At 71.8% G+C, this 17,219-nt stretch carries 16 protein-coding genes; 9 read left to right on the plus strand and 7 right to left on the minus strand.

Annotation, left to right across the window (positions count from 1 at the left end):
* Positions 1–61 precede the first annotated feature (61 nt).
* Positions 62–964: a helix-turn-helix transcriptional regulator gene (locus tag ABZT47_RS37170; protein WP_354852741.1), complete on the plus strand. Its 903-nt coding sequence runs from the start codon at positions 62–64 to the stop codon at positions 962–964.
* A gap of 111 nt (positions 965–1,075) precedes the next feature.
* Here ABZT47_RS37170 and ABZT47_RS37175 read toward each other — a convergent pair whose 3' ends face one another.
* Together ABZT47_RS37175 and ABZT47_RS37180 are read right to left on the minus strand one after the other, a co-directional pair.
* The gene (locus ABZT47_RS37175) at positions 1,076–1,291 is read right to left on the minus strand and encodes a DUF397 domain-containing protein (RefSeq protein WP_354852742.1); all 216 of its coding nucleotides are present in this window, start codon (positions 1,289–1,291) and stop codon (positions 1,076–1,078) included.
* Entirely contained in the window at positions 1,279–2,103 is an 825-nt protein-coding gene (locus ABZT47_RS37180; RefSeq protein WP_354852744.1) for a helix-turn-helix transcriptional regulator, read from the minus strand. Before ABZT47_RS37180 ends, ABZT47_RS37175 begins: the two co-directional genes overlap by 13 nt.
* Positions 2,104–2,342: 239 nt before the next feature.
* Here ABZT47_RS37180 and ABZT47_RS37185 point away from each other — a divergent pair, with 239 nt between their 5' ends.
* The gene (locus ABZT47_RS37185) at positions 2,343–2,573 is read left to right on the plus strand and encodes a hypothetical protein (protein ID WP_354852746.1); all 231 of its coding nucleotides are present in this window, start codon (positions 2,343–2,345) and stop codon (positions 2,571–2,573) included.
* A 3-nt stretch (positions 2,574–2,576) separates the two neighbouring features.
* Here the strand turns inward: ABZT47_RS37185 and ABZT47_RS37190 are convergent, their stop codons facing one another.
* Positions 2,577–3,437: a RecB family exonuclease gene (locus tag ABZT47_RS37190; RefSeq protein WP_354852748.1), complete on the minus strand. Its 861-nt coding sequence runs from the start codon at positions 3,435–3,437 to the stop codon at positions 2,577–2,579.
* A 113-nt stretch (positions 3,438–3,550) separates the two neighbouring features.
* Here ABZT47_RS37190 and ABZT47_RS37195 point away from each other — a divergent pair, with 113 nt between their 5' ends.
* Positions 3,551–4,687, plus strand: coding sequence for a site-2 protease family protein (locus ABZT47_RS37195; protein ID WP_354852750.1), 1,137 nt, complete (start codon positions 3,551–3,553; stop codon positions 4,685–4,687).
* A gap of 335 nt (positions 4,688–5,022) precedes the next feature.
* Positions 5,023–6,480: an FHA domain-containing protein gene (locus ABZT47_RS37200; RefSeq protein WP_354852751.1), complete on the plus strand. Its 1,458-nt coding sequence runs from the start codon at positions 5,023–5,025 to the stop codon at positions 6,478–6,480.
* Positions 6,481–6,547: 67 nt separating this feature from the next.
* On the opposite strand, the gene ABZT47_RS37205 is transcribed toward ABZT47_RS37200, so the two are convergent.
* Both ABZT47_RS37205 and ABZT47_RS37210 read right to left on the minus strand, forming a co-directional pair.
* Positions 6,548–7,171: a class II aldolase/adducin family protein gene (locus ABZT47_RS37205; RefSeq protein ID WP_354852753.1), complete on the minus strand. Its 624-nt coding sequence runs from the start codon at positions 7,169–7,171 to the stop codon at positions 6,548–6,550.
* Between the two features lie 76 nt (positions 7,172–7,247).
* A complete protein-coding gene (locus ABZT47_RS37210) occupies positions 7,248–7,838 on the minus strand; it encodes a TetR/AcrR family transcriptional regulator (RefSeq protein WP_354852754.1) in 591 nt (196 codons plus the stop codon).
* 116 nt (positions 7,839–7,954) lie between these two features.
* Here ABZT47_RS37210 and ABZT47_RS37215 point away from each other — a divergent pair, with 116 nt between their 5' ends.
* Positions 7,955–8,914, plus strand: a complete 960-nt coding sequence (locus ABZT47_RS37215) for a sugar kinase (protein WP_354852756.1) — start codon at positions 7,955–7,957, stop codon at positions 8,912–8,914.
* Positions 8,915–8,918: 4 nt separating this feature from the next.
* The gene (locus tag ABZT47_RS37220; RefSeq protein WP_354852758.1) at positions 8,919–10,151 is read left to right on the plus strand and encodes an aminotransferase class III-fold pyridoxal phosphate-dependent enzyme; all 1,233 of its coding nucleotides are present in this window, start codon (positions 8,919–8,921) and stop codon (positions 10,149–10,151) included.
* A 122-nt stretch (positions 10,152–10,273) separates the two neighbouring features.
* Here ABZT47_RS37220 and ABZT47_RS37225 read toward each other — a convergent pair whose 3' ends face one another.
* Positions 10,274–11,404, minus strand: coding sequence for a GNAT family N-acetyltransferase (locus ABZT47_RS37225; protein ID WP_354852759.1), 1,131 nt, complete (start codon positions 11,402–11,404; stop codon positions 10,274–10,276).
* A 151-nt stretch (positions 11,405–11,555) separates the two neighbouring features.
* On the opposite strand from ABZT47_RS37225, the gene ABZT47_RS37230 reads away from it, so the two are divergent.
* From ABZT47_RS37230 to dop, 3 genes are all read left to right on the plus strand, one after another.
* Positions 11,556–12,416, plus strand: coding sequence for a tRNA (adenine-N1)-methyltransferase (locus ABZT47_RS37230; protein WP_354852760.1), 861 nt, complete (start codon positions 11,556–11,558; stop codon positions 12,414–12,416).
* Positions 12,417–12,636: 220 nt separating this feature from the next.
* Positions 12,637–14,400 carry a proteasome ATPase gene (arc, locus tag ABZT47_RS37235; RefSeq protein WP_354852762.1) on the plus strand — a complete coding sequence of 588 codons (1,764 nt, stop codon included), beginning with the start codon at positions 12,637–12,639 and terminating at the stop codon, positions 14,398–14,400.
* Between the two features lie 179 nt (positions 14,401–14,579).
* Complete coding sequence (gene dop / locus ABZT47_RS37240; protein ID WP_354852763.1) at positions 14,580–16,097, plus strand: depupylase/deamidase Dop; 1,518 nt, start codon at positions 14,580–14,582, stop codon at positions 16,095–16,097.
* Positions 16,098–16,254: 157 nt separating this feature from the next.
* Here the strand turns inward: dop and ABZT47_RS37245 are convergent, their stop codons facing one another.
* On the minus strand, positions 16,255–17,136 hold the full coding sequence (locus ABZT47_RS37245; RefSeq protein WP_354852765.1) for a serine/threonine-protein kinase: 882 nt from the start codon (positions 17,134–17,136) through the stop codon (positions 16,255–16,257).
* Positions 17,137–17,219 lie beyond the last annotated feature (83 nt).

Raw genomic sequence — 17,219 nt, forward strand, 5'->3', positions numbered from 1 at the left:
CAGTACCAGGCTAGGCGCGACCCGGCATGGCGACATTCAACAAACCCGACATACTGGACATATGGCCCATGCTACGGAACTGGGGGAGTTCCTCCGATCACGCCGTGACCGGCTGAGTCCCGAGCAGCCGCAGGACGACCGTTCCGCCGGACGGCGGCGGGTCCCGGGGCTGCGGCGCGAAGAGCTGGCCCGCATGGCCGGGGTCAGCGTCGACTACTACACCCGCCTGGAACAGGGCCGCAGCCGCAACGCCTCGCGCGAGGTCCTCGCGGCCATCGCCCGCGCTCTGCGGCTGGACGAGACCGAGCGGACCCATCTGCTCGACCTGGCGGGGGCGGGCCCCGCGCGCGGACATCCTCCGCGCCGGCCCCAGCGGGTCGCCCGGGAGACCTACCAACTTCTGGAGAGCCTGGAACTGGGCGGCATCCCGGCGTTCGTGATCGGCCGCTGCTGCGACGTGCTGGCCGCCAACCGGCTGCTCAGGGCGCTGTGCTGCGACTTCTACGCCATGCCGGCCGCCGAGCGCAACATGGCGCGGTACATCTTCTGCGATCCGCGCGCCCGCAGGCTGCACGACGACTGGGAGGGGGTGGCCGCCAACGTCGCCGCCATGCTGAAGTTCGAGTTCGGCCGCCGCCCCGACGACCCCCGGCTGGCCGAGGTGATCCACGGCCTGACGAAGGACAGCGCCGACTTCCGGCGGCTGTGGGCGCGCTACGACGTCCACGAGAGGGTCAGGGGGATCAAGCGCTACGACAATCCCATCGTCGGGGATATCGTCATGACCTACCACACGCTGTCGCTGCCTGGAGACCCCGACCAGACGCTGTTCATCTACACCGTCGAGCCCGGCACGCCGTCGGCCGAGGCGATGCGACTGCTGGTCAAGTACGTCGAAGAGGGCAACATCCCGGCCGGTTCCGAAACCCGGAAGGATCGCCGGTCTCCTGGTGGCGCCGCCTGAGCGGCGGTGGACGGACGCGGGCGCCCGCCTTCCGGGCGGGCCGTCGTGAGGACGGGCCGCTTTCGGGGATCCGCACGGTCTCGCCGGCGACCGTACGGACCACGGGAGGGCTCAGGCGCCGAAGTGCCCCGCCTTCACGCCGTGACTGAACAAGGTCCACTCGCTGGCCGCGAAGACCAGCGGGGGACCGGCGGGGCGCTTGCTGTCGCGCACGCCGACGCGGCCGCCGGGCAGGCGGGCCACCTCGACGCAGTTGCCGCCGCTGCTGCCGGAGTAGGGGGATCTCGACCATGCCGCTTCGCGCAGCTCGTCCTTCAGGTGGTCCATCGCTGAATCGTCTCCCTGATCAACTCGAGTGACGCGCGCTGGGGAAGCGCCTCAGCGCGGATCACTTCGTACCGAACGGTGAGCTCTTCGACCTCCGCCGCCCGCTCGACGACCTGGCCGTGACCTGCGGACTCCAGGTAAACGGTATCGGGCAGGCCGCGCGTCTGGGCGATAATGAACCCCCCTTCAAGCCCTGTGGTGGAGTACGCGCTGAGGGGGACGACCTGGATCGTCACGCACGGCAGCGCTCCGGCCTCCAGCAGGCGGTGCAGCTGCGCGGTCATGACCTGCGCGCTGCCGATCGGCCGGTGCAGCACCGCCTCGTCGAGCACCGCCCACAGCATGGGCGGCTCGGGACGCTCGAAGATGCGCTGGCGCTCCATGCGGGCCGCCACCTGCTCCTCGACGTCCTCCGGAGTCACGCGGGGCTCACCCAGCAAGATCGCCCGCGCGTACTCCTCGGTCTGCAGCAGCCCCGGGACCACCAGCGGCTCCCAGGTGCGAAGGGTGGCCGCCTCGCGCTCGACCTCCAGCCACGGACGGAACCAGGACGGGGTCGAGGCGCGGTTGATGAACGGCCACAGCCGCAGCAGGGCGCCGTCCAGTTGCAACGCCTTGTCGCAGCGCTCGGCGAAGTCGCGTGATGGGGAGCGCCGGGCGTTCTCCACCATGCCCACCAGCGCGACGGAGAAGCAGATCTTCTGTGCGAGCTGCTCCATCGTCCAACCGGCCGCGGTGCGATGACGCCGCAGCTCGTAGCCGAACAGGGCCTGGGCGGAGGCGGCCGGGTCGAGCTCTCGGGGGGCGGGCATCTCGCTCCGTTCGTCGGTTCTTACTGGTCTCCTGACGCCTTCCACAAGTCTTTACACACAAAGTGTCGAATACGCAATGGATCTCAATGAGTACCGTACGTAGTCGACCGGCGGCATTCTGGGAACGGTGAGCGGTCGGTGGCGGCGTGAACGGCGGAGGCGATGACGAACATGCCACAGCTTCATCGTGAGCGTGCGGGGAGACCTCGTCCAGAGCGACGGCGGACGGAGGGGGTCCGGTGATGCACTTCGGCTACGGACGGCGCGACATCCCCGAGGCCCAGCGGCACGCCAACCTCGACACCGTCAGGCGCGTGCGCGAGACCGTCAGCGAGATGGTGGGCGCCGAGCGCCGCCGTCAGGCCGAGGGGTCGGACGTCTCCTGGCGCCCGGAACACCGCGGGCCGGACGAGGCCGCCCTGGGCATCCCGCCCCACCTCGACGAGGAGGGGGGCGCCGACGGCGCCTGAGCTTCAGAGTTCGTCGGTGGCCGCGCGGCGGGCGCCCCTGATGGTGTCGCCGGGGCGCCGGTCGGGCACCGGCGGGGGAGTGCCGCCGAACTCCGGGCACAGGGCCTGGTAGTCGCACCAGTCGCACAACCGCGAGCGGCGGGCCCGCCACTCGCGCGTGGTCAGCGAGCGCTCGATGGCCTCCCACAGCGCCTGCACCTTGCGCTCGGTCGCCAGCAGGTCGGCCTCGTCGGGGGCGTAGCGCACGATCTCGCCGTTGCCGAGGTACATCAGCTGCAGCAGCCGGGGCACCTCGCCGCGCAGCCGCCACAGCACCAGCGCGTAGAACTTCATCTGGAACAGCGCCTTGGCCTCGAAGTCGCGGCCCGGCGCGCTGCCGGTCTTGTAGTCGACCACCCGCACCTCGCCGGTGGGCGCCACGTCGACGCGGTCGATGTAGCCGCGCAGCATCAGCCCGCTGTCGAGCACCGCCTCGACGTACAGCTCGCGCTCGGCCGGCTCCAGGCGGCGCGGGTCCTCCAGGGCGAAATAGCGCTCGAGCATCTGGCGCGCCTGGCCGATCCAGCGCTCGTGCTCGGAGTCGTCCTCGAACAAGGCGGAGTACTCGGGCGACTGCTCCAGCAGGCGGGTCCACTGCGGGTCGAGCAGTGCCTGCGCCGCCGCGACGTCGCGTTCGGCGGCCGGCAGGTCGTACAGCCGCTCGAGCACCGCGTGGACCAGCGTGCCGCGCACGGCGGCCGGGGAGGGGCGCTCGGGAAGCCGGTCGATCACCCGGAAGCGGTAGAGCAGCGGACATGTCATGAAGTCACCCGCGCGGGAGGGGGAGAGACTGCCGATGATCGCGGGCGGCTCCGAAATGCTCATGCCGGAACTGTAGGTCAGCCGGGCGACACTTCAGGCCGGGGGCGCCCTTCGGGCAGGTCTTTCCGCGCCGCGAGGCGCGTAGCATCGAGGCACGAGGAGGGACGACGACAATCATGAGCACCCAGACCCCGCAACGGCCTGCGTCTCCGGGGCTGCGCATGGGAAGCCCGTTCGGCATTCCCATCTACGTGTCGCCGACGTGGCTGATCGTCGCGGCGTTCATCACCTACACCTTCCAGCCCGTGGTGGCCGACCACCTGCCGGGCAGGACCACCTTCACCACCTACCTGGTCGCCTTCGTCTTCGCCGTCTTCCTCTACATCTCGGTGCTGCTGCACGAGCTGGCCCACTGCGTGATGGCCCGCCATTTCGGGCTGCCGGTGCGGCGCATCACGCTCTACATGCTCGGCGGGGTCTCCGAGATCGAGCGCGAGCCCGAGACGCCGTCGCGGGAGTTCCTCGTCGCCTTCGTCGGCCCGCTGGTGTCGCTGGGCCTGGCCGCCGCCGGGTTCGCCGTCAGCCTGGTCGTGCCCGCCGAGACCATCCCGTACGTGCTGATCCTGCAGCTCTGGGTCTCCAACCTCATCGTCGGGGTGTTCAACCTGCTGCCCGGCCTGCCGCTCGACGGCGGCCGCATGCTGCGGGCCGGTGTGTGGAAGCTCACCCGCAACTCCGTCACCGGCACCAAGGCCGCCGCCTGGTTCGGGCGCGGGCTCGCCGTCGCCCTGGTGGTGCTGACCCTGGGCTCCTCCTGGGTGACCGAGCAGGAGCCCGACTGGGGCCAGGTGCTGTGGTCGGTGCTGCTGGCCTCCTTCATCTGGATGGGCGCGAGCCAGTCGCTGCAGGTGGCCAAGGTGCGCGCCCGCATGCCCCACCTCCAGGCCCGCACGCTGGCCAGGCGCGCCATCGCGGTCACCGCCGAGGTGCCGCTGGCCGAGGCCATGCGCCGCGCCCGCGAGGCGCAGGCGGGCGCCATGGTCGTCGTCGACCACGATGGGCACCCCACGGCCATCGTCAACGAGGCCGCCGTCGCCGCCACGCCCGAGCAGCGGCGGCCCTGGGTGAGCGTCGGCGCGCTGTCGCGCAGCCTGGAACCCTCGCTGGTCCTGCCGGCCGACCTGGCGGGCGAGTCGCTGATCGACGCCATGCGCGAGACCCCCTCGGGGGAGTACCTCCTGGTCGAGCGGGGCGGGGACGTCTACGGCGTGCTGGTCACCGCCGACGTCAACCGGGTCTTCAGCGGGGTCTGACCCGCCCGCCCGTCCGCGACCGGGACCGCGCCGCGACCGGGCCCGTCCCGGCACGGCGCTCCTCGGCCTTCTCCTCCGCCCGGTTCCGGCGTGGCATGAGGAGCCGATCCGCGGGGAGAAAGGCGGAGCTTGTTCGGTCTGCTCACCTTGGTCGCGGAGGGACTTCTGCTGTGGTTTTTGCTACGGTCCGGTGCCATCGGCAGCCTCATCGACCCGGTCCCGCCCGCCACCCTCCGGACACGGTTCGCCGTCGTCCGGATTAGTGTTTGGCTGGTGGTGGGCGACCCGATGCGGGTGCCGTCCATCCGGTGGCGTTTTCGGAGAGGGAGAGTTCTGTGACGGAGCAAGGCGTGGGGGTGGTGCGTCCGCTTCCCGGCGACGGGTTGATCGCCCATGTGGGCGGCCTGCTGCTGGTGTGCGACGCGGCCGACGCCGTCGCCGAGGAGCTGCTGTCCGCGGTGCGCGAGACCGCGGCCTCCGGCGGCGACGGCAGGGCCCTGGCCCGGCGCGCCGCCCAGGTCCTCGCGCGGTCGATGACGGCCGAGCCGATCGCCTGCGCCCTCGCCGGCCCGGTGGGCGGCGGCATCGCGGTGCTGGTCAGCGGGGACGCCCAGGCGTCCATCACCGGGCCGGGCACCGAGGTCCGCCTCGACGGCAAGGACGCCCTGACCTGGACCGACCGGCTGGTCGCCGGGCCGGTGTCGGCCGTCGAGCTGCGCCTGCCGGACGCCGGGCCGCCGATCAGGCGGGCCCGGCTGGACGCGGGCGTGATCCCCGGTGGCGGCGTCATCTGCTCCTTCACCGAGGGGCAGGACGCCGGCGGCCCGGCCGCCGAGGGGTCCGGGAATGTGCGCCAGGCGATGGCCGCCGATCCCTTCCCCGGGCCCGACCCGGTGACGGCGTCCGGCCCCTCCGGGCTGTCCGGTCCCTCCGGGGCGTCCGCGTCGCCCGGCCGGCCAGGGCCGTCCGGCGGGGCGAGCCTGGCCGAGCCCGAGCCGTCCCGTCCCGAGCCCGGCGCGGGCGCGCCGTACGGCATGGGCGCGGCGCCGATGTCCGTGCCCTCCGTGCCCTCCCTGCCCGAGCCGGCCCCTCTCGCCTCCGCGCCGCCCCCCGAGCGCGAGCACGAGGCGTCGCCGTCCCTGCTGACCGACCCCGAGATGGCCGCCGTGGACCCCGGCGCGGCGCCCGGCGGCCCCGGCGAGGGCGAGGCGTCCGGCTTCGAGTCCTACCTGCTGGAGGGCGGTGAGGACCGGCCTGACACCCCCGGCGCCCTCCTGGAGCCCACCGAGGCCGGCCCGGCGCCCGAGCCGCTCAGCCGGCCCATGGTCTACGGGGTCGACTGCAAGAACGACCACTTCAACGACCCGCGCGTGCCCTACTGCGCGGTCTGCGGCATCGCCCTGGTGCAGCGCACGCTGGTGCCCTACAAGGGGGAGCGCCCGCCTCTCGGGGTGTTGCTGCTGGACGACGGCCTGGCGCTGACCTTGGACGGCGACTACCTGCTCGGACGCGACCCCGAGCGGGCGCCGGAGGTCACCTCGGGCGAGGCGCGCCCGGCCAGGGTCACCAGCCCCGACGGCTCGGTCTCCCGCCGCCACCTGCGGGTGCGGCTGGACGGCTGGGACGTCAACCTGATCGACCTCGGCTCGGTCAACGGCACCCAGGTGCAGCCGCCCGGCGACCCGAACTTCTACGACATCCCGCCGAACGAGCCGGTGCCCATCCTGCCGGGCACCACCGTCCGCGTCGGCGTGTCGCGCACCATGCGCTACGAGTCCCACCGCACGGACTGACGCCCGCCCCGCTCCAGTCCGGGCGGCCGTCCCACCGGGACGGCCGCCCGGAGTCGTCGCCGGGGGGTCAGCCGCGGACGGCGCGCTCGACGACGGCGGCCAGTTCGGCCTCGGACAGGATGCGCGGCTCGCCGATCGTCCGGGCCTGGACGTAGACGGCGCACAGCCACTCCAGAAGGCGCGCGGCCTCAAGGGCCTGCTCCAGGTCGGCGCCGACGGCGACGGCCCCGTGGTTGGCCATCAGGGCCGCCAGGCGGCCCTCCAGGGCCGCGCGGACGTTGCCGGCGAGCTCGGGGGTGCCGTAGGTCGCGTACGGCGCCACGCGGACCGGGCCGCCGAGCAGCATCACGTTGTAGTGGATCGCCGGCAGCTCGCTCATCGTGGCCGACACCACGACGGCGTTCTGTGAGTGGGTGTGCACGATCGCCGCGGCGCCGGTGCTCTCGTAGAGCGCCAGATGCATCGGCACCTCCGAGGAGGGCTTGCGGCCGCCCTCCAGCACCTGGCCCGACATGTCCAGGACGGGGCAGCTTTCGGGGGTGAGCCGGTCCAGGGCGACCCCGCCGGGCGAGACCGCCACCAGGTCGCCGTCGCGGACGCTGATGTTGCCCGAGGTGCCGAGCACGAGCCCGGTCTCCACCATGCGGCGGCCGATGTCGCACAGCCGTTCCCGCTCGCGCGCAAGCCTCATCTCGCTCCGTTCTCCTCGTGGTCCCCGCCGCGTGCCGGCGTGCGGTCAAGATGCCGTGGCGCGGTCCCGCCCGCGCTCACGGGGTCAGGCGGTCCAGCTCGGCGCCCATGAGCCGGGTGAGGGAACCGGGCGGCAGGCGGTCGGGGTAGAGCAGCCGGTGCAGGCTCAGCCCGTCCACCAGGGCGAGCAGCCGCGCGGCGACGTCGTCGAGGTCCTCACCGGTGGTGATCTCGCCGGCCGCCGCGGCCGCGTCGAGCAGGGTGCGCACCAGATAGCGCAGCTCGCCGGCCTCCTCGCGCTGCACCTCCAGCAGCCGGCCGCCGGCCAGGCTGCGGCCCCAGAACCCGACCTCCAGGGCGGTCTCCTGCTCGCGGTCCTCGTCCAGGGGCAGGTTGTCCAGGAGCACCTCGCGCAGCGCCGCGAGGCCCGAGCGCCCGGTGAGCTTGTCCTTCAGGCGGCTCACGATGCGCCGATGGGAGGCCCTGAGCGCCGACAGCAGGATGTCGTCCTTGTCGGCGAAGTAGTGGGTGAGCACGCCGTTGGAGTAGCCGGCCTCCTTGGCGATGGCCCGGGTGGTCGCCGCGTCGATGCCCTCGCGCAGGATGACCCTGCGGGCGGCGTCCACGACCTCCTCGCGGCGTTCCCGGTGATTGACGATCTTCGGCATGCCCGTCCCTTCACGGCGGGTCCCGATGTGACCCGACCACGCCTTGACATTTTAGTCGGGCGCCCGTCTATTATCCGGCAATCCGCGTAATCCCCGTATCGGACGAAGGAAGCGCCATGACCGTCCTCACGCTGGGGGTGCACATCGTCGATGTGCTGGCCCGGCCCGTGGAGTCCATCCCCCAGGGCCAGGACACCCACCTGCTGGAGCAGATCAGGGTGACGGCCGCGGGCGCCGCTGCCGGCACCGCCGTCGACCTGGCCAAGCTCGGGGTGCCGGTCGCCTCGGCCGGCGCGGTCGGCCACGACGAGCTGGGCGACCTGCTGCTGATGCTCATGGAACGGCACGGCGTGGACGTGCGGGGCGTCGTGCGCAAGACCGGCGAGCAGACCGCCGCCTCCATCCTGCCCATCCGCCCCGACGGCGGGCGGCCCTCCTTCCACGTCCCCGGCGCCAACCTGACCCTGTCCGCCGCCGACCTCGACCCCGCCCAGGTGACCGGGGCGCGCGTGGTCCACCTCGGCGGCATGGACGTCACCTGGGGCCTGCACGACCCGGCCTTCTTCGAACTGCTCACCGCCGCCAGGCAGGGCGGGACGCTGGTCACGATGGACCTGCTGTCCAACATGCCCGACCTGATGCAGGGCGCCCGCGCCTTCCTGCCGCACGTCGACCACTTCCTGCCCAACGAGGAGCAGGCACTCATGATCACTGGCGCGTCGTCGGTGGAGGAGGCGGCGGCCATGCTGCTCGCAGAGGGCCCCGCGGGCGTGCTGATCACCCTCGGCGCCGAGGGCAGCCTGGTCGCCACGGCCGACGGGACGGTCCGCGTGCCCGCCCTGCGCACGCCCGTCGTGGACACCACCGGATGCGGCGACGCTTACTGCGCCGGGTTCATCGCCGGCCTGCTCGCCGGGCACGAGGTCACCGGCGCCGCCCGCCTGGGCACCGCCCTGGCCGCCCGGGTCGCCGGGGGCCTCGGCTCCGACGCCGGACTCGACGGCCTGACCGTCGACCACCTCCAGCGCCTCGCCGACGAGGGCGCCGGGGCGCTGCCCGCCACCGAAGGGATCTGAGCACATGTCCGACAGAGTGTCCGACGCCGAACTGCGCGACCGGGCCGCCAAGGTCGTCCCCGGCGGCATGTACGGCCACCTCAACGCCGCGATCTTCGCCCCCGGCTACCCCCAGTTCTTCGTCCGGGGCGAGGGCTGCCGCCAGTGGGACGCCGACGGGCGCGAGTACCTCGACCTGATGTGCAGCTGGGGGCCGGTCATCCTCGGCCACCGGCACCCGCGCGTCGAGCAGGCGGCGGCCGCCCAGCAGGCCGCGGGGGACTGCCTGAACGGGCCGGGCCCGGTCATGGTGGAGCTCGCCGAGCTGATGGTCGACCTGATCCCCTCGGCCGACTGGGTGATGTTCTCCAAGAACGGCACCGACGCCACCACCCAGGCGCTTATGGTGGCCCGCGCCGCGACCGGGCGCTCCAAGGTGCTGGTGGCCCACGGGGCCTACCACGGGGCCGACCCGTGGTGCACTCCCAGCCTGGCCGGCACGACCCCGAGCGAGCGCGCAGACCTGATCGAGTACCCCTACAACGACCTGGCCGGCGCCGAGGCCGCCGCCGCCCAGGCTGAGGGGGACGTGGCCGCGATCATCGTCACGCCGTTCAAGCACGACTCCTTCGAGGACCAGGAGCCGGTCGACCCCGCGTTCGCGCGGGGGGTGCGCGCCCTGGCCGACCGCATCGGCGCCGCCCTGGTGATCGACGACGTGCGCGCCGGCTTCCGGCTCGACCTGCGCGGCTCGTGGGAGCCGCTCGGCGTGCGCCCCGACCTGACCGCATGGAGCAAGGCGATGGCCAACGGCTACGCCATCGCGGCGGTCACCGGCACCGACGCGCTGCGCGGCCCGGCGCAGACGTTGTACTCCACCGGGTCGTTCTGGTTCTCCGCCGTCGCCATGGCCGCGGCCAAGGCCACCATCGAGACGCTGCGCGACATCGACGGCCCGGCGCTGATGGAGCGGGCCGGGACGCGGCTGCGTGAGGGGCTGGCGGCGCAGGCGGCCTCCCACGGGTTCGTGGTCAGGCAGACCGGCCCGGTGCAGATCCCGTGGCTCTCCTTCGAGGGCGACACGACCCTGGAGAAGGGCATGTACTGGTCCGGCGCGTGCCTGAAGGAGGGGGTCTACCTCCACCCGTGGCACAACTGGTTCCTGTCGGCGGCGCACACCGACGCCGACATCGACCGGGCGCTGGCCGGCACCGACGCCGCCTTCGCCGCGTTGCGCGCGAAGTTCGGCGCCGACTGAGCCGAAGCCCCCGCTCCGGAGCGCGCCTCCTGCCGCGAGGCGCGCTCCGGACCGCGCCTCGCTCTTCCCGGAGGGAGCCGCGCCTCACGGCGGGAGGGCGGCGTGGCCGGGGGAGGGGCGGCTCAGCCGCGCAGGCGCACCCACTGCAGGTCGTCGTGCCGGGTGCCGTCCGCGCCCGGCAGCAGCGCTCTGACCAGGGCCTCCCGCTCGAAGCCCGCGCGCTCCAGCACGCGGTGGGAGGGGGTGTTGTCGGTCGCGGTGCCGGCGACGATGCGGTGCAGGGAGGTCCTGGCGAAGGCCCACTCGCACAGCAGGTCCACGGCCCTGGTCATGAACCCGCGGCCGCGGAAGCGCCCGGCCAGGCTGTAGCCGATCATCGCCTGGTCGAGCGCCTGGTTGACGTTCATGAGCTGGATGTGGCCGGCGAACTCCCCGGTGGCGGCGTCGTGGACGCCGAGCTCGGCCCGCTCGCCCGCCAGCCACCACATGCCGGTGCACCGGGCGCGGTACACGCTCTCCTCGCGTAGCGGGGCGAGCGGCGGGACGCTGCGCACCAGCACGTCCGGCTCGCTCATCATGGCCTGGTAGGCGTCGACGTCGGGCAGGGTGAGCGGCGCGAGCCGCACCACGCCGTCCGAGAGCGACCCCCCGGGCAGGTCGGGCAGGTAGGACCGCTGGGGGGTGCCGGGGTCGGTGGCCAGGCGCCCGTACAGCACCAGGTCGGTGCGGCCGCCGCCGTCCTTGCGGGGGGCGGCCTCCCGCAGGACGCCTTCGCGGCGGTAGCCCGCGGCCATCGCGACGCGCTGGCTCGCGGTGTTCTCCAGATCGGTGAGCAGTTCGACCCGGTGCGTCCCGTGCTGGTAGGCCCATTCGCTGAGGGCCCGGGTCACGATGGTGGCCACTCCACGCCGGCGGGCCCAGGGCGCGACCATATAGCCGATCTCGGCGTTGCCCGCCGCGGACGGCGGCTTGAGCAGCGCGTTGCCGAGCCAGTCGCCGGTGGCCGGGTCGGCGATGGCGAAGTACGCCCCGCCCGCCTCCCACGTCCCGGGGGCGGTCTCGGTGACGAAGACGCGCGCGTCGTCGGCGGTGTAGGGGACCGGGACGCTCGGGACGTAGGCGGCGATCTCGGGATCCGCGCAGGCCCGCGTGATCGCGTCGATGTCGTCCTTGGCGGGCGGGCGCAGCAGGTACGGGCCCGCCTGGACCGTCTCGCGGGGGTACCGGGGAAGCCCGGGAAGCCGGGGAAGCATGGCAAAGAGCTACCAGGATCGGGCGCGGAGGGCCAATCCATTTCTGAGGGGGATGCGCCACCCCAGAGGTCGCGTTCCACCTGATACCGGTCACCCCAGTGGGCTCGCGCGCCCGCGCGAGCGGGCGGCGGGCGGATATAGCCTTGCGCGCATGGGTTTCCGCAGGCACGGGCCGTTCCGGCCCGGTGATCAGGTACAACTAACCGACCCCAAGGACAAGCGTCACACCGTGACGCTCAAAGAGGGCGGTGTCTTCCACACGCACAAAGGCTCCATCCCGCACGACGACCTGATCGGGTCCCCCGAGGGCTCGGTCGTGCGCTCCTCCGGCGGGACGCCGTATCTGGCCTTCCGCCACCTGCTGCAGGACTACGCGGTCTCCATGCCGCGCGGCGCGGCCGTCGTCTATCCCAAGGACGCCGCGCAGATCGTCGCCATGGCCGACGTCTTCCCCGGCGCGCGGGTCGTGGAGGCCGGCGTCGGCTCCGGGGCGCTCACGTGCTTCCTGCTGCGCGCGGTGGGCGAGAGCGGCACGGTCACCTCCTACGAGCGGCGCGAGGACTTCGCCGAGGTGGCGCGCAAGAACGTCGAGAAGTTCTACGGCGGCCCCATGCAGCAGTGGCGGCTGGTCGTGGGCGATCTGGTCGCCTCCCTCGACGAGAGCGACGTCGACCGGGTGATCCTCGACATGCTGGCGCCGTGGGAGTGCGTGGACGCGGCGGCCAAAGCCCTGACGCCTGGTGGTGTTATCTGCTGTTATGTAGCGACAACAACACAGTTGTCGCGTACGGTGGAAAGCCTCCGCGATCACGGAAGTTTCACTGAGCCGCATTCGTGGGAAACCTTGGTCCGCGACTGGCATGTGGAAGGTCTCGCCGTCCGCCCGGGTCACCGGATGGTCGGGCACACGGGCTTCCTCGTCATGGCCCGTCGCATGGCGGACGGCGTCACGCCCCCGCCCAGGCGCCGGCGCCCCGCCAAGGGCGCGTACGGGGAGGAGTCGGGCACATGAGCTCCCGAAGCCGACCATGAGGTTCGGCGGGCAATCATGCCGGCTCGCCAACCATGGGAACAGAAACCCGTGTGACGCTGCTTACTAGCAATAGCCGCCTATAAGGCATTTAACACTGAACACTGGATGTAATGACACGAACACTCCCTGGCCAGGTTACGGATGCCCCCGAGATAGGTAGGGTCTTGAGTAGTCGCCCTCGACTGGGAAGGAGGTGACTGTGGCAGCTCGCGATGACGCTGAGGCTCGAGCCGCCCAGCGCGAACGGGAGGTCGCTGACCTCACAACTCAGGTCTCCTTCCTCCAGGAGGAGATCACCGCGTTGCGCCGGAAGCTCGCCGAGTCTCCACGGCAAGCCAGGGTCCTCGAGGAACGTCTCCATGAGTTGCAGGCCAATCTGGCCGCGGTCACCGGGCAGAACGAACGGCTGGTGGCCACGCTCAAGGAGGCCCGGGACCAGATCGTGGCCCTCAAGGAGGAGGTCGACCGGCTGGCTCAGCCGCCGTCCGGCTTCGGCGTCTTCCTGGAGGCACGTGACGACGGCACCGTCGAGGTCTTCACCGGGGGGCGCAAGCTCCGGGTGAACGTCAGCCCCGCGGTCGACGTCGACACGCTCAAGCGCGGCCAGGAGGTCATGCTCAACGAGGCGCTCAACGTGGTCGAGGCGCTCGGCTACGAGAGCGTCGGCGAGATCGTGATGCTCAAGGAGCTCCTCGAGGACGGCCAGCGCGCGCTGGTCATCTCCCACGCCGACGAGGAGCGCGTGGTCCGCCTCGCCGAGTCGCTGTTCGACCAGCCCATCCGGGCCGGCGACTCGCTGCTGCTGGAACCCCGCTCCGGCTACGTCTACGAGCGCATCCCCAAGTCCGAGGTCGAGGAGCTCGTGCTCGAAGAGGTCCCCGACATCTCCTACGAGGAGATCGGCGGCCTGTCCCGGCAGATCGAGCAGATCAGGGACGCCATCGAACTGCCCTACCTGCACGCCGACCTGTTCCGCGAGCACAAGCTGCGTCCCCCCAAGGGCGTGCTGCTCTACGGTCCCCCCGGGTGCGGCAAGACGCTCATCGCCAAGGCCGTGGCCAACTCCCTGGCCAAGCAGGTCGCGGAGAAGACCGGCCAGTCCGGCAAGAGCTTCTTCCTCAACATCAAGGGCCCCGAGCTGCTGAACAAGTACGTCGGCGAGACCGAGCGGCACATCCGCCTGGTCTTCCAGCGGGCCCGTGAGAAGGCCTCCGAGGGCACCCCGGTGATCGTGTTCTTCGACGAGATGGACTCGATCTTCCGCACCCGCGGCTCGGGCGTCTCCTCCGACGTCGAGAACACCATCGTCCCCCAGCTGCTGTCGGAGATCGACGGCGTCGAGGGCCTGGAGAACGTCATCGTCATCGGCGCCTCCAACCGCGAGGACATGATCGACCCGGCGATCCTGCGGCCCGGCCGCCTGGACGTCAAGATCAAGATCGAGCGGCCGGACGCCGAGGCGGCCAAGGACATCTTCTCGAAGTACATCACCACCGAGCTGCCGCTCCACGAGGAGGATCTCGGCGAGCACACCGGCTCCCGTGAGGCGACCGTCGGCGGGATGATCCAGCGGGTCGTCGAGCGGATGTACACCGAGTCCGAGGAGAACCGCTTCCTCGAGGTGACCTACGCCAACGGCGACAAGGAGGTCCTGTACTTCAAGGACTTCAACTCCGGGGCCATGATCCAGAACATCGTGGACCGCGGCAAGAAGATGGCCATCAAGGCGTTCCTGGAGACCGGGCAGAAGGGCCTTCGCATCGCGCACCTGCTCGCGGCCTGCGTCGACGAGTTCAGCGAGAACGAAGACCTGCCCAACACCACGAACCCCGACGACTGGGCCCGCATCTCCGGCAAGAAGGGCGAGCGGATCGTCTACATCCGCACCCTGGTCTCCGGGAAGCAGGGCACGGAAGCCGGGCGGTCCATCGACACGGTCGCCAACACCGGCCAGTACCTCTGATTGACACCGGCATGCGACGGCGTGGTTCCTCCGGAGCCGCGCCGTCGCTGTTTCCGCCCCGGCGGAGCGGGCAGCCACCAGAGGGTCTGGATGCGCGGGCGACGGTCTAGGCTCGTGGTTACAGGCGGCGTGACGGTGATGGTCCGGGTGCGACAGAGCACAGATGAAGGGCTGAGAGCGTGACGGTACGGCGGGTGATGGGCATCGAGACCGAGTACGGCATTTCCGTACCCGGGCAGCCGGGCGCGAACGCGATGGTGACCTCCTCACAGGTGGTCAACGCCTACCTGGCGGCCTCGGCCGCCCGGGCGCGCAGGGCCCGATGGGACTTCGAGGAGGAGAATCCACTTCGCGACGCCCGCGGTTTCGACCTGGCCCGCGAGATCGCCGACCCCACCCAGCTCACCGACGAGGATCTCGGGCTGGCCAACGTCATCCTGACCAACGGGGCCAGGCTCTACGTCGACCACGCCCACCCCGAGTACTCCACTCCCGAGTGCACCAACCCCCGTGCGGCGGTGATCTGGGACAAGGCCGGCGAGCGGGTCATGCACGACGCCGCCGTCCGCGCCTCGGCCATGCCGGGGAACGCTCCTATCCAGCTGTACAAGAACAACACCGACAACAAGGGCGCCTCCTACGGCTGCCACGAGAACTACCTCATGCGGCGCGCCACGCCCTTCGCCGACATCGTGCGCCACCTCACGCCGTTCTTCGTCTCCCGCCAGGTCGTCTGCGGCGCCGGCCGCGTCGGCATCGGGCAGGACTCGCGCGGCGAGGGCTTCCAGATCAGCCAGCGGGCCGACTTCTTCGAGGTCGAGGTGGGCCTGGAGACCACGCTCAAGCGGCCCATCATCAACACCCGCGACGAGCCGCACGCCGACCCCGAGAAGTACCGCCGCCTGCACGTGATCATCGGCGACGCCAACATGTCCGAGATCTCGACCTACCTCAAGCTGGGGTCCACGGCCCTGGTGCTGGCGATGATCGAAGACGGGTTCCTCACCGGCGACCTGTCGGTCGAGAGCCCGGTGGCGGCGCTGCGGGCCGTCTCGCACGACCCGACCTGCAAGTACGAGATCACCCTGCGCGACGGGCGCAAGATGACCGCCGTCCAGCTCCAGATGGAGTACCTGGAGCAGGCGCGCAAGTACGTCGAGGACCGCTTCGGCGCGGCCGTCGACGATATGACCAAGGACGTGCTCAACCGCTGGGAGTCGGTGCTCACCCGCCTGGCCGAGGACCCGATGCAGCTGTCCAGGGAGCTCGACTGGGTGGCCAAGCTCGAGATCCTCGAGGGCTACCGCTCGCGCGACGGTCTGCCCTGGTCGCACCCTCGCCTGCAGTTGGTCGACCTGCAGTACACCGACATCCGCCCCGAGCGGGGCCTGTACAACCGCCTGGTGGCCCGCGACCGCATGCAGCGGCTGGTCACCGAGGACGACGTCCAGCGGGCCATCGAGCTGCCGCCCAACGACACCCGCGCCTACTTCCGCGGCCGGTGCCTGCGCCAGTACAGCGAGTCGGTGGCGGCGGCCTCGTGGGATTCGGTGATCTTCGACATCCCGGGCCGCGAGTCGCTCCAGCGCGTGCCCACCTTGGAGCCCCTGCGTGGCACCAAGGCCCACGTGGGCGAGCTGCTCGACCGCTGCCGCACCGCCGCCGACCTGGTCAGCGCCCTCACCGGCGAACGCTGACCCCGCCCGGGCCACCACGCCGGCCGCGGGCCCGCGACCCGTCCACCCGGCCCGGCCCCGCGCGCCAGCCCTGCCCGCGCCGGGGCGGCCCATGCCGGGGCGGGTCGTCTCGCGGCTCCGCTTCGCGACGGCCCCCGGCAGGCGGGCCAGATCTGATCTACATCGTAAAGGCGCCGGGCGGGAAGATGCCGCTGCCGGTCAGCCGCATGGGCGGCACCGCGATGCCCTCCTTGCGCAGGATCTCCGACAGCAGCAGGGCGGCCTGGTCGCTGGTGAGCCGCTCCGCCGGGTCGGGCCGCAGCAGCCCCTCCAGCAGCGTCCGGAGCGCGCCGGCCCGCCGGGGCATCCGCGCCTGCTCGGGCGGCGTGGTCGAAAGGACGTCCCCGCCGCCGGTCGCCGGCGGCCTGCCCTCGACCGAGAAGTACAGGGTGGCCCCGAAGGACCACAGGTCGGCCGCCTGCGTCGCCGGGTGGCCGTGCAGCCGCTCCGGCGCGATGTACCCGGGGGAGCCGACGATCGGCATGGTGTTGGTGTGGGAGGTCTCGTCCTGGAGCACCGCGATGCCGAAGTCGCTGAGCACGACCCGCTCGCCGGTGAGCAGCACGTTCCCGGGCTTGATGTCGCGGTGCAGGACGCCGGCCGCGTGGGCGTGCCGCAGGCCGCTGAGCAGGTGGAAGCCGATCCAGGCCGTCCAGTGCACCGGCAGGCGGCCAAGGTGCCAGGCGGTGGCCTGCAGGGTCAGCGCCTCGACCAGTTCCATGACGATCCAGAGCCGGCCGTCCTCCTCCAGCAGGTCGTGGACGGTGACGATGGCCGGATGGCTGAGCCGCGCGGCCGATCGCGCCTCGCGCAGCGCGTGGCGCCTGGCCGTGTGCACGTCGAACCGGTCCCCGTGCTGCGACGGGCGCAGTTCCTTGATCGCCACGTCGCGGGCGAGCCGTCTGTCGTGCGCGCGCCAGACGATGCCCATGCCACCTTGGCCCAGCGGCGAGATCAGCCGGTAGCGATCTCCGAGCAGCTGTGCGTGGTCCGCTTTCATTTCACCCGTTCATATCCGGCATCGTGACCCAGCCCCCACGGCCGCTCCTCGGGAGCGGGATGCCTATGGGCGGATCTTCACAG

The sequence above is a fragment of the Sphaerisporangium sp. NPDC005289 genome (genome assembly GCF_040607455.1).
Classification (GTDB): domain Bacteria; phylum Actinomycetota; class Actinomycetes; order Streptosporangiales; family Streptosporangiaceae; genus Sphaerisporangium; species Sphaerisporangium rhizosphaerae.

Coding starts and splice junctions, on each gene's coding strand:
- ABZT47_RS37205 (WP_354852753.1), bottom strand. CDS start 7,171: ATGAGGCTTGCGCGCGAGCGGGAACGGCTGTGCGACATCGGCCGCCGC.
- ABZT47_RS37170 (WP_354852741.1), top strand. CDS start 62: ATGGCCCATGCTACGGAACTGGGGGAGTTCCTCCGATCACGCCGTGAC.
- ABZT47_RS37175 (WP_354852742.1), bottom strand. CDS start 1,291: ATGGACCACCTGAAGGACGAGCTGCGCGAAGCGGCATGGTCGAGATCC.
- ABZT47_RS37220 (WP_354852758.1), top strand. CDS start 8,919: ATGTCCGACAGAGTGTCCGACGCCGAACTGCGCGACCGGGCCGCCAAG.
- ABZT47_RS37230 (WP_354852760.1), top strand. CDS start 11,556: ATGGGTTTCCGCAGGCACGGGCCGTTCCGGCCCGGTGATCAGGTACAA.
- ABZT47_RS37225 (WP_354852759.1), bottom strand. CDS start 11,404: ATGCTTCCCCGGCTTCCCGGGCTTCCCCGGTACCCCCGCGAGACGGTC.
- ABZT47_RS37190 (WP_354852748.1), bottom strand. CDS start 3,437: ATGAGCATTTCGGAGCCGCCCGCGATCATCGGCAGTCTCTCCCCCTCC.
- ABZT47_RS37245 (WP_354852765.1), bottom strand. CDS start 17,136: ATGAAAGCGGACCACGCACAGCTGCTCGGAGATCGCTACCGGCTGATC.
- ABZT47_RS37215 (WP_354852756.1), top strand. CDS start 7,955: ATGACCGTCCTCACGCTGGGGGTGCACATCGTCGATGTGCTGGCCCGG.
- ABZT47_RS37210 (WP_354852754.1), bottom strand. CDS start 7,838: ATGCCGAAGATCGTCAATCACCGGGAACGCCGCGAGGAGGTCGTGGAC.
- ABZT47_RS37180 (WP_354852744.1), bottom strand. CDS start 2,103: ATGCCCGCCCCCCGAGAGCTCGACCCGGCCGCCTCCGCCCAGGCCCTG.
- ABZT47_RS37195 (WP_354852750.1), top strand. CDS start 3,551: ATGAGCACCCAGACCCCGCAACGGCCTGCGTCTCCGGGGCTGCGCATG.